Source organism: Streptomyces sp. NPDC028368, from assembly GCF_055565615.1.
The window spans coordinates 659,922-672,696 of sequence record NZ_JBVHTY010000002.1 but is presented as its reverse complement, the minus strand read 5'-3'; the positions used below and the strand labels follow the sequence as shown (position 1 = coordinate 672,696).

At 71.0% G+C, this 12,775-nt stretch carries 11 protein-coding genes; 6 read left to right on the top strand and 5 right to left on the bottom strand.

From position 1 onward, the window contains the following. Positions 1 to 24: 24 nt before the first annotated feature. On the bottom strand, positions 25 to 1,446 hold the full coding sequence (gene sufB / locus ACZ4S3_RS06480; protein WP_127150287.1) for a Fe-S cluster assembly protein SufB: 1,422 nt from the start codon (positions 1,444 to 1,446) through the stop codon (positions 25 to 27). After that, a complete protein-coding gene (locus ACZ4S3_RS06475; protein ID WP_467926855.1) occupies positions 1,443 to 2,312 on the bottom strand; it encodes a helix-turn-helix transcriptional regulator in 870 nt (289 codons plus the stop codon). The genes sufB and ACZ4S3_RS06475 overlap by 4 nt, the downstream gene beginning before the upstream one ends. A 207-nt stretch (positions 2,313 to 2,519) precedes the next feature. Between ACZ4S3_RS06475 and ACZ4S3_RS06470 the strand changes: the two genes are divergently transcribed. The 4 genes from ACZ4S3_RS06470 (at position 2,520) to ACZ4S3_RS06455 (ending at position 6,447) form a co-directional block, all read left to right on the top strand. Further along, positions 2,520 to 3,482, top strand: coding sequence for an ABC transporter ATP-binding protein (locus ACZ4S3_RS06470; RefSeq protein WP_467926851.1), 963 nt, complete (start codon positions 2,520 to 2,522; stop codon positions 3,480 to 3,482). Next, complete coding sequence (locus ACZ4S3_RS06465) at positions 3,479 to 4,279, top strand: ABC transporter permease (protein WP_467926848.1); 801 nt, start codon at positions 3,479 to 3,481, stop codon at positions 4,277 to 4,279. The genes ACZ4S3_RS06470 and ACZ4S3_RS06465 overlap by 4 nt, the downstream gene beginning before the upstream one ends. Positions 4,280 to 4,476: 197 nt before the next feature. Further along, positions 4,477 to 5,370: an MBL fold metallo-hydrolase gene (locus ACZ4S3_RS06460; RefSeq protein WP_467926843.1), complete on the top strand. Its 894-nt coding sequence runs from the start codon at positions 4,477 to 4,479 to the stop codon at positions 5,368 to 5,370. 81 nt (positions 5,371 to 5,451) lie between these two features. Further along, on the top strand, positions 5,452 to 6,447 hold the full coding sequence (locus ACZ4S3_RS06455) for a COX15/CtaA family protein (protein WP_467926840.1): 996 nt from the start codon (positions 5,452 to 5,454) through the stop codon (positions 6,445 to 6,447). On the opposite strand, the gene ACZ4S3_RS06450 is transcribed toward ACZ4S3_RS06455, so the two are convergent. The 3 genes from ACZ4S3_RS06450 to ACZ4S3_RS06440 form a co-directional block, all read right to left on the bottom strand. After that, positions 6,420 to 7,484, bottom strand: coding sequence for an amidohydrolase (locus ACZ4S3_RS06450; protein WP_467926837.1), 1,065 nt, complete (start codon positions 7,482 to 7,484; stop codon positions 6,420 to 6,422). The genes ACZ4S3_RS06455 and ACZ4S3_RS06450 overlap by 28 nt on opposite strands. A gap of 188 nt (positions 7,485 to 7,672) precedes the next feature. Then, the gene (locus tag ACZ4S3_RS06445) at positions 7,673 to 8,053 is read right to left on the bottom strand and encodes a hypothetical protein (RefSeq protein ID WP_467926835.1); all 381 of its coding nucleotides are present in this window, start codon (positions 8,051 to 8,053) and stop codon (positions 7,673 to 7,675) included. A 59-nt stretch (positions 8,054 to 8,112) separates the two neighbouring features. After that, on the bottom strand, positions 8,113 to 9,063 hold the full coding sequence (locus tag ACZ4S3_RS06440; RefSeq protein ID WP_467926831.1) for a heme o synthase: 951 nt from the start codon (positions 9,061 to 9,063) through the stop codon (positions 8,113 to 8,115). A 456-nt stretch (positions 9,064 to 9,519) separates the two neighbouring features. Between ACZ4S3_RS06440 and tkt the strand changes: the two genes are divergently transcribed. Continuing rightward, positions 9,520 to 11,622 carry a transketolase gene (gene tkt, locus ACZ4S3_RS06435; RefSeq protein ID WP_467926826.1) on the top strand — a complete coding sequence of 701 codons (2,103 nt, stop codon included), beginning with the start codon at positions 9,520 to 9,522 and terminating at the stop codon, positions 11,620 to 11,622. Between the two features lie 34 nt (positions 11,623 to 11,656). Continuing rightward, complete coding sequence (gene tal / locus ACZ4S3_RS06430; protein WP_467926823.1) at positions 11,657 to 12,775, top strand: transaldolase; 1,119 nt, start codon at positions 11,657 to 11,659, stop codon at positions 12,773 to 12,775.

Here is a 12,775-nt window from a genome sequence, read left to right as displayed (position 1 = left end):
TCAGTCGCTGCTGGGGGCCGGGCGTCAGCCGACCGCGCCTTCCATCTGCAGCTCGATCAGCCGGTTGAGCTCCAGGGCGTACTCCATCGGCAGCTCACGGGCGATCGGCTCGACGAAGCCGCGCACGATCATCGCCATGGCCTCGAACTCCGTCAGGCCGCGCGCCATCAGGTAGAAGAGCTGGTCCTCGCTGACCTTGGAGACGGTCGCCTCGTGGCCCATCGACACGTCGTCCTCGCGGACGTCGACGTAGGGGTAGGTGTCCGAGCGGGAGATGGTGTCCACCAGCAGCGCGTCGCACAGCACGTTGGACTTGGAGCCCGCCGCGCCCTCGCCGATCTCGACCAGACCGCGGTAGGAGGTACGGCCGCCGCCTCGCGCCACCGACTTGGAGACGATGTTGGAGGAGGTGTTCGGCGCCATGTGGACCATCTTGGAGCCGGCGTCCTGGTGCTGGCCCTCGCCCGCGAAGGCGATGGACAGGGTCTCGCCCTTGGCGTGCTCGCCCATCAGGTAGACCGCCGGGTACTTCATGGTCACCTTGGAGCCGAGGTTGCCGTCGACCCACTCCATGGTCGCGCCCTCGTAGGCGACGGCACGCTTGGTGACCAGGTTGTAGACGTTGTTCGACCAGTTCTGGATGGTCGTGTAGCGGCAGCGGCCGCCCTTCTTGACGATGATCTCCACGACCGCGGAGTGCAGCGAGTCCGACTTGTAGATCGGCGCCGTGCAGCCCTCGACGTAGTGGACGTAGGCGTCCTCGTCGACGATGATCAGCGTCCGCTCGAACTGGCCCATGTTCTCGGTGTTGATCCGGAAGTAGGCCTGCAGCGGGATGTCGACGTGGACACCCTTGGGGACGTAGATGAACGAGCCGCCGGACCACACCGCGGTGTTCAGCGACGCGAACTTGTTGTCGCCGACCGGGATGACCGTGCCGAAGTACTCCTGGAAGAGCTCCGGGTGCTCCTTGAGGGCGGTGTCGGTGTCCAGGAAGATGACGCCCTGCTCCTCCAGGTCCTCGCGGATCTGGTGGTAGACGACCTCGGACTCGTACTGGGCTGCGACACCGGCGACCAGGCGCTGCTTCTCCGCCTCGGGGATGCCGAGCTTGTCGTAGGTGTTCTTGATGTCCTCGGGCAGGTCCTCCCAGGAGGCGGCCTGCTGCTCGGTGGAGCGGACGAAGTACTTGATGTTGTCGAAGTCGATGCCCGACAGGTCCGAGCCCCAGTTGGGCATGGGCTTCTTGTCGAACAGCTTCAGACCCTTGAGGCGGAGCTTGAGCATCCACTCCGGCTCGTTCTTCTTCCCCGAGATGTCGCGGACGACGGCCTCGGAAAGACCGCGCTTGGCGGAGGCGCCGGCCACGTCGGAGTCGGCCCAGCCGTATTCGTACTTGCCCAGGCCCTCGAGCTCGGGGTGAGCAGTCTCCGTGGGGAGCGTCATGCGGGGTTCCTCCCGGCCGTGCTTGCAGAAGCTGTGGTGGTCTTGGTGGTGCGTTCGGTGCTGTGAGCGGCCTTGCCGGCCCCGGCCTTCGGGATGAAGGTCGTACACACTCCGTCGCCGTGGGCGATGGTGGCAAGACGCTGCACGTGTGTCCCGAGCAATCGGGAGAAGACCTCGGTCTCCGCCTCGCACAGCTGCGGGTACCGCTCGGCGACATGGGCGACCGGGCAGTGGTGCTGGCAGAGCTGTTCACCGAGCTGGGAATTGGGCGCACTGCGCGCCGTAGCAGCGTACCCGTCCGCGGTCAACGCCTCCGCAAGGGCCTGGGTGCGGGCCTCCGGCTCGGCGGCCTCGACCGCCTCGCGGTAGCCCTGGGCCTGGGCCGCGAGCCGCGCGCGGGCGAACGCCGCGACCGCCGCCTCGCCCATCGCGCCGCCGCCTGCGGTCTGCGCGATCCAGCGCAGCGCGTCGCTGGCCAGCTGGTCGTAGGCCTGGTCGAAGGCATCCCGGCCGCAGTCGGTGAGCGCGAAGGCCTTGGCGGGGCGGCCGCGCCCGCGCGAGCCGTAGACCCGCTTCTCGCGGGGCTCTACGACGCCCTCCGCGGCCAGCGTGTCCAGATGGCGGCGGACCGCCGCCTGGGTGAGCTCCAGGCGCAGTGCCAGCTCGGCAGCGGTGGACGGGCCGTGGTCGAGAATGGAGCGGGCGACGCGATTGCGGGTGCCCTGCTGCTCGTCGTGTGCCGAGGGGGCGGGGTGAGCGGAGCGCGGTGCCGCGGGGGCCCCGTCGGTCCGCTCGGGCGCGGAGGGAGCCGGCCCGGTGGTCGGGTCGACCACCGGAGCTTCCTGATCCGCGCTCGGGTTTTTCACAACGCCATTGTTGCGTAATTCCTCAGAGCGATTCAACCCATGTCCGGATCACGGACTGGTGGCCTCGATCACTTAGGGTCGCCTAATTCCGGGGCGCCGCGGGGCCCGCACGGCCCGGTGGCGGCGGACGGGCCCGGTGGCCGGAATCCGCCATGGCCCCGGCCCCCGCTCACCGGCGTCCCGGCCGCTCTCCGTAGACTGCCCGCCATGCGCAGCACCTCCCCGGGGAGCGGCCCCCGGACCCCGGGCCGAGAGCCTGCCGTCGAGGTCGTCGGCCTGGTCAAGCGATACGGGACCAAGACCGCCGTGGACGGGCTCGGCCTGACCGTCGCGCGCGGCGCGGTGACCGCCGTGCTCGGCCCGAACGGCGCCGGCAAGACGACCACCGTGGAAATCTGCGAGGGCTACCGCCGTCCGGATGAGGGCACCGTCCGCGTCCTGGGCCTGGACCCCGTCGCCGACGCCGCCGCGCTGCGCCCCCGGATCGGTGTGATGCTGCAGTCCGGCGGCGTTTACGCGGGCGCCAGGGCCGAGGAGATGCTGCGGCACACCGCCACCCTGCACGCCCAGCCCGTCGACGTCGGCCTCCTCATCGAACGGCTGGGCCTTGGCAGCTGCGGCCGTACGCCCTACCGGCGGCTGTCCGGCGGCCAGCAGCAGCGGCTCGCGCTGGCGATGGCCGTCGTCGGCCGCCCCGAGCTGGTCTTCCTCGACGAGCCGACCGCCGGCCTCGACCCGCAGGCCCGGCACGCCACCTGGGACCTGGTGCGGGAACTGCGGGCCGACGGCGTGAGCGTCGTACTGACCACCCACTTCATGGACGAGGCCGAGCAGCTCGCCGACGACGTCGCGATCATCGACGGCGGCCGGGTCATCGCCCAGGGCAGCCCGGAGGAACTGTGCCGGGGCGGCGCGGAGAACAGCCTGCGCTTCAGCGGCCGGCCGGGCCTCGATGTCGCCTCCCTCCTCAAGGCGCTGCCCTCGGACAGCGTCGCCACGGAGCTGACCCCGGGCACCTACCGCGTCAACGGCACGGTCGACCCGCAGCTCCTGGCCACCGTCGCCTCCTGGTGCGCGCAGAACGGCGTCATGCCCGATGCGATAGCCGTCGAACGGCACACCCTGGAGGACGTTTTCCTCGAGCTCACGGGCAAGGAGCTGCGCGTATGACCGCCACCGAGGCATCTGCCGGCACGTTCACCCCGCGCCCCGGTGCGGCCCCGCTGCCCCGGATGATCCGCGCGCAGGCGGCCCTGGAGGCCAGGATGCTGCTGCGCAACGGCGAGCAGCTGCTGCTGACGGTCATCATCCCGACCCTGCTGCTGGTGCTCTTCTCCGCCGTCGACATCATCGCCGTGCCCACGGACACCGCGGGTGGCCCGGGGAAGGCCGTCGACTTCCTGGCGCCCGGCATCCTCGCCCTGGCAGTGCTGTCCACCGCCTTCACCGGCCAGGCCATCGCCACCGGCTTCGAGCGGCGCTACGGCGTGCTCAAGCGGCTAGCCGCCTCGCCGCTGCCGCGCTGGGGTCTGATGACCGCCAAGACCTGCGCGGTACTGGTCACCGAGGTGCTGCAGATCGCCCTGCTGACGGCGGTCGCCCTCGCGCTGGGCTGGTCCCCGCACGGCAGCCCCGTCCCCGTCGTCCTGCTGCTCCTCCTGGGCACCGCCGCGTTCTCCGGCCTCGGCCTGCTGATGGCCGGCACGCTCAAGGCGGAGGCCACCCTGGCCGCCGCCAACCTGGTCTTTCTGCTGCTCCTGGTGGGCGGCGGGGTCATCGTCCCGCTGACGAAGTTCCCGGAGGCGGCCCGGACGGTGCTGGAGCTGCTGCCGGTCTCGGCACTGTCGGACGGGCTGCGGACGGTACTGCAGCACGGCGCCGGGACCCCCTGGGCCGACCTGGGCATCCTCGCGGTGTGGGCGGTGCTGGGGCTGGGGGCGGCGGCGAAGTTCTTCCGCTGGGAGTGAGCCGCCGGGCGGCTGCCTCGTCGTCCGGCCGGAGCCACTGTTTGTCATGAGCGCGCCATGTTGCCGCTCGCCTCAGAGCGGCCCCGCCCGGCAAACACAAGATCCGGCGCCCTTCCCCTTCGGCCGGCCACCGGGGAACCCTTGGTCACGGAGCCGGTACCCCGGCACACGACGCCGCACCCGAAACGAGGCACACCGTGAACGAGGCGCACACCACCGACTGGTACGTGGACGACCGCTGCACCAACTGCGACGTCGCCAGACAGCTCGCGCCGGACCTGATCGGCGAGGTCGGCGGACGCTCCGAGATCCTGCGCCGGCCGCGCGACGCGGCGGAGGAGCGCCGGCTGCACGCCGCCGCGTTCGCCTGCCACACCCGTTCGATCCACGCCGGTTCCCGGCGGCTGGACACGACGCTGGACCCGTTCCCGTTAGCTCTCGACGACCTCGACGACACCGTCCTGCTCTGCGGGCACAACTCCCCGCACACCGCCGCCGCCAACTCCTACCTGGTGCGGCGCCCGTCCGGCACCCTGATGATGGTCGACACCCCGCGCTGGAGCGAGGCCCTGGCGGCTCGGTACGAAGAGCTGGGCCCCGTCACCGACGTTCTGCTCACGCACCGCGACCATGCGGCCCACGGCCGCCGCTACGCGGACCGCTTCGGCGCCCGGCTGTGGATCCACGAAGGGGACCTCGACGCGGCCCCCGACGCCGACCGCGTCCTGCGCGGCACCGAACCCATCGAGGTCGCCGAGGGCCTGACCGCCCATCCGCTTCCGGGCCACACCAGGGGAAGCGTCCTCTACGTCGCCGACGACCGGTACTGCTTCAGCGGCGACAGCTTCTACTGGTCGCGGACGACGGACGACCTGGAGGTGGCGGAGAGCGTCACCTGGTACTCCGTCGAGGAGCTGGCGGCCTCCCTGGCCCGCAGCGCCGGCCGGCTCCGCTTCGAGTGGCTGCTGCCCGGCCACGGCGACCGCAAGCGCCTGCCCGCCCCGCAGATGGCGCAGCGGATGCGACAGCTGGTGGCGCGGGCCCGCCGGATGCGGCCGCGGCCGGTCGACTTCACCGCCGTGCGCTGGTGATTCACCGCGGTGCGCTGGTGACCGGCACACAAAACGGGCCCTCGTGAAAACTCGCACAAGCCGCCGCCTACGATGGCTTCCGTGCCGAACACGCTGAATCCCCTTGAGCTGATCGCCCGTCGCTGGACGCCTTCCACACGCTTCGTGGAGCGGGCCGCGCTCGCCACCGTCGTGATCGCCGTCGTCGTCGTGGTGACCGGCGGCGCGGTCCGGCTGACCGGGTCGGGGCTGGGGTGCTCGACCTGGCCCCAGTGCACCCCGGGCAGCCTGACGCCGACCGCCGAGATGGGCATCAACGGCGTGATCGAGTTCAGCAACCGCATGCTGATCTATGTGATCTGCGCGGTCGTCGGGCTCTTCATCATCGCCGCCAGGTCCCAGAAGCCCCGGCGCCGCTCGCTCACCAAGCTCGGCTGGGCGCAGTTCTGGATCGTGCTGGCGAACGCGCCGGTCGGCGGCATCACCGTGCTGACGGGGCTCAACCCGTACATCGTCGCCACCCACTTCCTGCTCTCCACCGCCCTGCTGACCGTCGCCGTGGTGTCCTGGCGGCGGGCCCGTGAGGGCGACGAAGAGCCGAGTGACCTGGTGGCCCGGCCGGTGCGGCAGCTGGCCTGGCTGCTGGTCGCGGCGGCCGGCGCGCTGACGGTGATCGGCACCGTCGTCACCGGTACCGGCCCGCACGCCGGTGACGCCCGCGAGGTGCACCGCATCCCGCTGGACTGGCACGAGATCACCCAGCTGCATGTGGACTTCGTCTACATCGTGGTCGGCCTGAGCGTCGCGCTGTGGTTCGTGCTGCGCGCGGTCGACGCCCCGGCCGCCGCCCGCCGCGCCGTCCTGGTGCTGTTCGCCACCGTCGCCGCCCAGGGTGCCATCGGGTACCTCCAGTACTTCCTGGGTCTGCCCGCGCTCGTCGTCGGGCTGCACATGCTCGGCTCGACCCTGGTCTGGATCGCCGTACTGCGGGTCTCCCTCGAACTGCGCGACCGCGGCCCGGCCCCGGTCGACGCGGAGCCCGCCGGGGACGACGAACCGCTGGAGAAGCCTCAGCCGGCCGCCGCCTCCAGCCGGTAGACCCGCCGCGCGGTCCCCGACCCCACCATCTCGGTGATCCGCCGCCCGTCCGCCGCGCCGCACAGCCCCTCGTCGGTCCACTCCCGTACGACCCGCTCCATGGCCCGCACGAACAGCCGCGCCCCGGTGACGTAGAGCTCGGGCAGCCCGCGCGCCCCCGACGAGAACAGCAGCTTGCCGAACGGCGCCTGGCCGAGCGTCTCCTCGGGGCTCGGTCCGGCGTCCGCGTAGACATGGGCGTGCACGGCGGCCAGCTGTGCCGCCCGGCGGTGGTGCGGCGCCGCGGGCAGCAGGACGACATCCGCCCCGATACCGGCCGTGGCCCGCAAGAAGCCCGCCAGCGGCCGGGGATCGGGGCAGTGCAGCTGTACGGGCAGCCCGGTGGCCATCGCGCTCCACAGCAGATGCCGTACGAGCGCCGGCTCGCCGAGCCGCTCCCCCGGCCGCCGGCCGCGCAGCCAGCGGCCGGCGGCGCGCCGTACCTCGCCGGCCTGCGGGGCGTGGCCGTCGCAGTAGGTGGCGCCGGAGGCGAAGGCGGTGGCGTGCTGGGCCGCGGCGTAGAGGGCCTCGGCGGTGTAGCCGATGAAGGAGTCGACGCTGCCCGAGGTGTCGGCGACCTGTTCGGCGAGCGCCTCGAGGCGTACGACCTCATGGGTGCGGGCCTCGGCGGCGGCGGCCAGTTCGGCGGCGGAGGTCAGCTCGCTGGGGGCGCCGGCCTCCAGCAGGAAGGTGCCGATACCGGCGCCGCGCAGCAGCAGCCGGCCGGCCTGGAAGGCGCCGACCTCGCGCCTGCGGGCCAGATAGCGGGCGGGCGGGCAGTGCGGCTCCAGGCCCAGCAGCGGGGGGCACCAGCGGCGCAGGGCGAGGCCGGTCCAGCTGTCGAAGTAGCTGGTGCCCGCGGGGGCCGGGCCGGGGGCGCCGGCCGCGGCGGCGAGGTGGGTCTCGAAGGAGCCGAGGCCGAGCTCGCCGTGGACCGCGCCGTGGCTGTGCTGATCGATGAGCGGTGGCTGGTCGACCGGGGATGGAAGGCCGTTCATCCGCTGCTCCTACCCAAGAGCCCGCCGGGCGCGAACGAAACGCCGCGCCCGGTGGGCCTAACGGGCAAGGAGGTGGTGAGGTAGCGGGCTCCGCTTCCGGCGTGCGCCCCGGCGCACGGCATCCGGCGGCCTTCGGGCATCGGCCCTCAGGCGTCGGCCCTCAGGCGTCGGCCGTCAGGCGTTGGCCGTCAGGCGTTGGCCGGGCCGCCCACCTGGATACCCGCCATCCGGGACCACTCGTAGCGGCCGGTGCGGACCTTGGCGGCCAGTTCGCCGTCGAAGTCGTCGTGGAGGACGAGGCCGGCCAGGGCGGCGGCGTCCTTGGCGGTCTCGAAGCCGTCCGCGACGAGGTTTCCCCACTCGCCGTTGGCGCCGACCAGGGCGATCCGGATGCGGCCGCGGCCGATGTGCGCGAGCTGGCCCTCGGCGCTGCCGCCGTGCGAGTCGGCGAAGGCGCGGATCTGCTTGGCGAGCCGGGCGGTGCGCCTGTCGGCCGGCTTGCCGGCCGTTGCGTCCGCCGCCGGCTCCGTCTGCTCGTCCGCCTGCTGGTTGTCTGCCATGAGCAGCATGCTACCCGTCGGTAATCAACTGAGGAAGAGGCGGCGGCAGGAGGCGGCCGGCCGGGACGTCAGTGCAGGAAGGGGTCCACCGCGACGGCCACGAACAGCAGCGACACATAGGTGATGGACCAGTGGAACAGCCGCATCTCCTTGAGCTTGGCGCCGGTGATCCCGGCCTTGGCGCGGGCCTGCAGGCCGTGCGCCTCCTTGAGCCAGAAGGCCCCGCAGACGAGGGCGACGGCGGTGTAGAACCAGCCGGTGTAGCCCAGCGGCTGCAGCAGCAGCGAGACGGCGACCATCACCCAGCTGTAGGCGACGATCTGGCGCGCGACGACCTTGTTGCCCGCGACGGCCGGCAGCATCGGCACACCGACCCGCGCGTAGTCGTCCTTGACCTTCATCGACAGCGGCCAGTAATGCGGCGGCGTCCAGAAGAAGATGACGAGGAAGAGGACGAAGGAGGCCCAGGAGACGGAGTTCGTCACCGAGGACCAGCCGATGAAGACGGGCATACAGCCCGCGATGCCGCCCCAGACGATGTTCTGCGTCGTACGCCGCTTGAGGATCATCGTGTAAACGACGACATAGAAAAGCAGCGCACCGAGGGACAGCGCCGCCGACAGCGGGTTGACGAGGAAGTAGAACCAGGCCGTGGAGCCCACCGCGAGGACGGTCGCGAAGACCAGGCATTCGCGCGGGCTGACCATGCCGGTGACCAGCGGGCGCTGGGACGTACGGTCCATCAGCGCATCGATGTCACGGTCGATGTACATGTTGTAGGCGGCGGCGCCGCCGGCGGAGAGGTACCCGCCGATGCACGTCTCCAGCACCAGCCACAGATCCGGCACACCCTTGGCTGCCAGGAACATCACCGGCACCGTGGTCATCAGCAGCAGTTCGATGACCCGCGGCTTGGTGAGCGCCACAAACGCCCCCAGGCGGGCCTTGAACGGCCGCTTTCCGGGACTCCCGGGAACCTGAGAGAGCCCCCCCGCAGGACGGGATTCGACGGCCGTCACGCACACCCCTGGAAGTAACATCGGCGGCCACTGCCGTCGAAGAGATAAGTCCTGCAAGCACTTCCGGCCGTGAAGACCCGGTAAAGGGCTTGCGCTTACCACGCCACTTTAGACGTTGGCCATACGGCGGTCTTCGCGGGGGTGGGGACGTGTTGGGCGGCACCCCTCGCCGCGACGGCGGCAGCTTTCCCCGGGTGTTCGCCGGGCGTTCAGGAGGCGAAGGCCACCGCCGCCCGGCAGTCTGGTCGTATGGCCGACGCATCCGGGCCGGGAACACCCGATGTCCTGACTTGGTTGCGCAATGCGACGAGTGCACGGGGTGCCACTCACCGACTGAGCGCCGAAAACACCGACTGAGCGTCGAAAAGGCGCGCACACCGGCGGGGGTAGGCTCGGCACCGCCGACGGACATACCGTCCCCGGCGTTCGACATGTGGAGAGGAGCCCTGACTCAGGGTGAGCACCAAGCCGACCACCACAGATTTCGAGTGGACCGAACTGGACCAGCGGGCGGTGGACACCGTCCGCGTCCTGGCCATGGATTCCGTGCAGAAGGTCGGTAACGGCCATCCGGGTACGGCCATGAGCCTGGCGCCCGCCGCCTACGTTCTCTTCCAGAAGCTGATGCGGCACGACCCGGCGGACGCGGACTGGACCGGCCGTGACCGGTTCGTGCTCTCCGCGGGCCACTCCAGCCTGACCCTCTACATCCAGCTCTACCTGGCCGGCTACGGCCTGGAGCTGGATGACCTGAAGGCCTTCCGCACCTGGGGCTCGAAGACTCCGGGCCACCCCGAGTACGGCCACACCACCGGCGTGGAGACCACCACCGGCCCGCTGGGCCAGGGCGTCGCCAACGCCGTGGGCATGGCGATGGCCTCCCGCTACGAGCGCGGTCTGTTCGACCCCGACGCGGCGGAGGGCACCTCCCCCTTCGACCACACCATCTGGTGCATCGCCGGTGACGGCTGCCTCCAGGAGGGCATCTCCGCCGAGGCGTCCTCGCTCGCGGGCCACCAGAAGCTCGGCAACCTCGTACTGCTGTGGGACGACAACCACATCTCCATCGAGGGCGACACCGAGACCGCGGTCTCCGAGGACACCTGCAAGCGCTACGAGGCCTACGGCTGGCACGTCCAGCGGGTCGCGCAGCTGCCCAACGGCGACCTGGACCCGGCCGGTCTGGCCAGGGCCCTCGAGGCCGCCAAGGCCGAGACCGGGCGCCCCTCGTTCATCGCGGCGCGCTCGATCATCGCCTGGCCGGCCCCCAACGCCCAGAACACCGAGGCCGCGCACGGCTCGGCGCTGGGTGACGACGAGGTCGCCGCCACCAAGCGGGTCCTGGGCTTCGACCCGGAGCAGTCCTTCGAGGTCTCCAAGGAGGTCCTCGCGCACACCCGCGACGCCCTGGACCGCGGCCGCGACGCCAAGAAGGAATGGGAGAAGTCGTTCGCCGCCTGGCGCACGGCCAACCCGCAGCGCGCCGCCGAGTTCGACCGGATCGCGGCCACCGAGCTGCCCGAGGGCTGGGAGGACCACCTCCCGGCGTTCGAGACCGGCAAGGCGGTCGCCACCCGCGCCGCGTCCGGCAAGGTGCTGCAGGCGCTCGGCGCGGTCATCCCCGAGCTGTGGGGCGGCTCCGCCGACCTCGCGGGCTCGAACAACACCACGATCGACAAGACCTCGTCGTTCCTGCCCAAGGGCAACCCGCTGCCGGGCGCCGACCCCTACGGCCGCACGATCCACTTCGGCATCCGTGAGCACTCCATGGCCGCGGAGATGAACGGCATCGCGCTGCACGGCAACACCCGCGTCTACGGCGGCACCTTCCTGGTGTTCTCCGACTACATGCGCAACGCCGTCCGGCTGTCCGCGCTGATGCACCTGCCGGTGACGTACGTGTGGACGCACGACTCCGTCGGTCTGGGTGAGGACGGCCCCACCCACCAGCCGATCGAGCACCTGGCCTCGCTGCGCGCCATCCCGGGCCTGAACGTCGTGCGCCCGGCCGACGCCAACGAGACCGCCATCGCGTGGCGCGAGATCCTCAAGCGCTACACGAAGAAGTTCGGCGTCGGGGCCCCGCACGGCCTCGCGCTGACCCGTCAGGGCGTCCCGACGTACCCGGCCAACGAGGATGCCGCCAAGGGCGGTTACGTCCTCTTCGAGGCCGAAGGGTCCGAAGGCAAGAGCGCCGAGCCGCAGGTCGTCCTGATCGGTACCGGCTCCGAGGTGCAGCTCGCCGTCGAGGCGCGCGAGCAGCTGCAGGCCGCGGGCATCGCGACGCGCGTCGTGTCGATGCCGTCGGTCGAGTGGTTCGAGGAGCAGGACCAGGCGTACCGCGACAGTGTGCTGCCGCCGTCCGTCAAGGCCCGTGTCGCCGTCGAAGCCGGCATCGGCCTGACCTGGCACCGTTTCGTCGGTGACGCCGGGCGCATCGTGTCTGTGGAGCACTTCGGTGCCTCGGCCGACGGCAAGGTCCTCTTCCGCGAATTCGGCTTCACCGCCGACGCGGTGGCCGACGCCGCCCGGGACTCTCTTGACGCGGCTGCGCGCTGACGCCCGTATACGACAAGTAGGAGATGCTAAACCCATGACAGACGCACTCAAGCGCCTCTCCGATGAAGGCGTCGCGATCTGGCTGGACGACCTGTCGCGCCAGCGCATCACGTCCGGCAATCTCGCCGAGCTGATCGACCAGCAGCATGTCGTCGGTGTCACCACCAACCCGTCGATCTTCCAGAAGGCGATCTCGGACGGCCACGGCTACGACCAGCAGCTGACCGACCTCGCCGCCCGCAAGGTCACCGTCGAGGAAGCCATCCGCATGGTCACGACGGCGGACGTCCGCGACGCCGCCGACATCCTGCGGCCGGTCTTCGACGCCACCGGCGGCCAGGACGGCCGGGTCTCCATCGAGGTCGACCCGCGCCTGGCGCACCACACCACGCCGACCATCGCCGAGGCCAAGCAGCTGGCGTGGCTGGTGGACCGCCCGAACACGCTGATCAAGATTCCGGCCACCAAGGCGGGTCTGCCGGCCATCACCGAGGTGATCGGCCTGGGCATCAGCGTCAATGTCACGCTGATCTTCTCGCTGGAGCGCTACCGCGAGGTGATGGACGCCTACCTGGCGGGCCTGGAGAAGGCGAAGGCCGCGGGCCTGGACCTGTCCCTGATCCGTTCGGTCGCCTCGTTCTTCGTCTCCCGCGTGGACAGCGAGATCGACAAGCGCCTGGAGGTCATCGGCACGGACGAGGCCAAGGCGCTCAAGGGCAAGGCCGCGCTGGCCAATGCCCGCCTGGCCTACCAGGCTTACGAGGAGGTCTTCTCCTCGGACCGCTGGGCCGCGCTCGACAAGGCCGGCGCCAACAAGCAGCGTCCGCTGTGGGCCTCGACCGGCGTCAAGGACCCGGCCTACAAGGACACGCTGTACGTCGACGACCTGGTCGCCCCGGGCACGGTCAACACCATGCCCGAGGCCACCCTGCAGGCCGCCGCCGACCACGGCCGGATCACCGGTGACACCGTGCGCGGCACGTACGAGTCGGCCAAGGCCGACCTCGATGCGCTCGCGAAGCTGGGAATCTCGTACGACGACGTCGTCCAGCTTCTGGAGGACGAGGGCGTCGACAAGTTCGAGACGTCCTGGAACGACCTGCTCAAGTCCACGGAGGCGGAGCTCAAGCGCCTCGCTCCCTCGGAGGGCTGA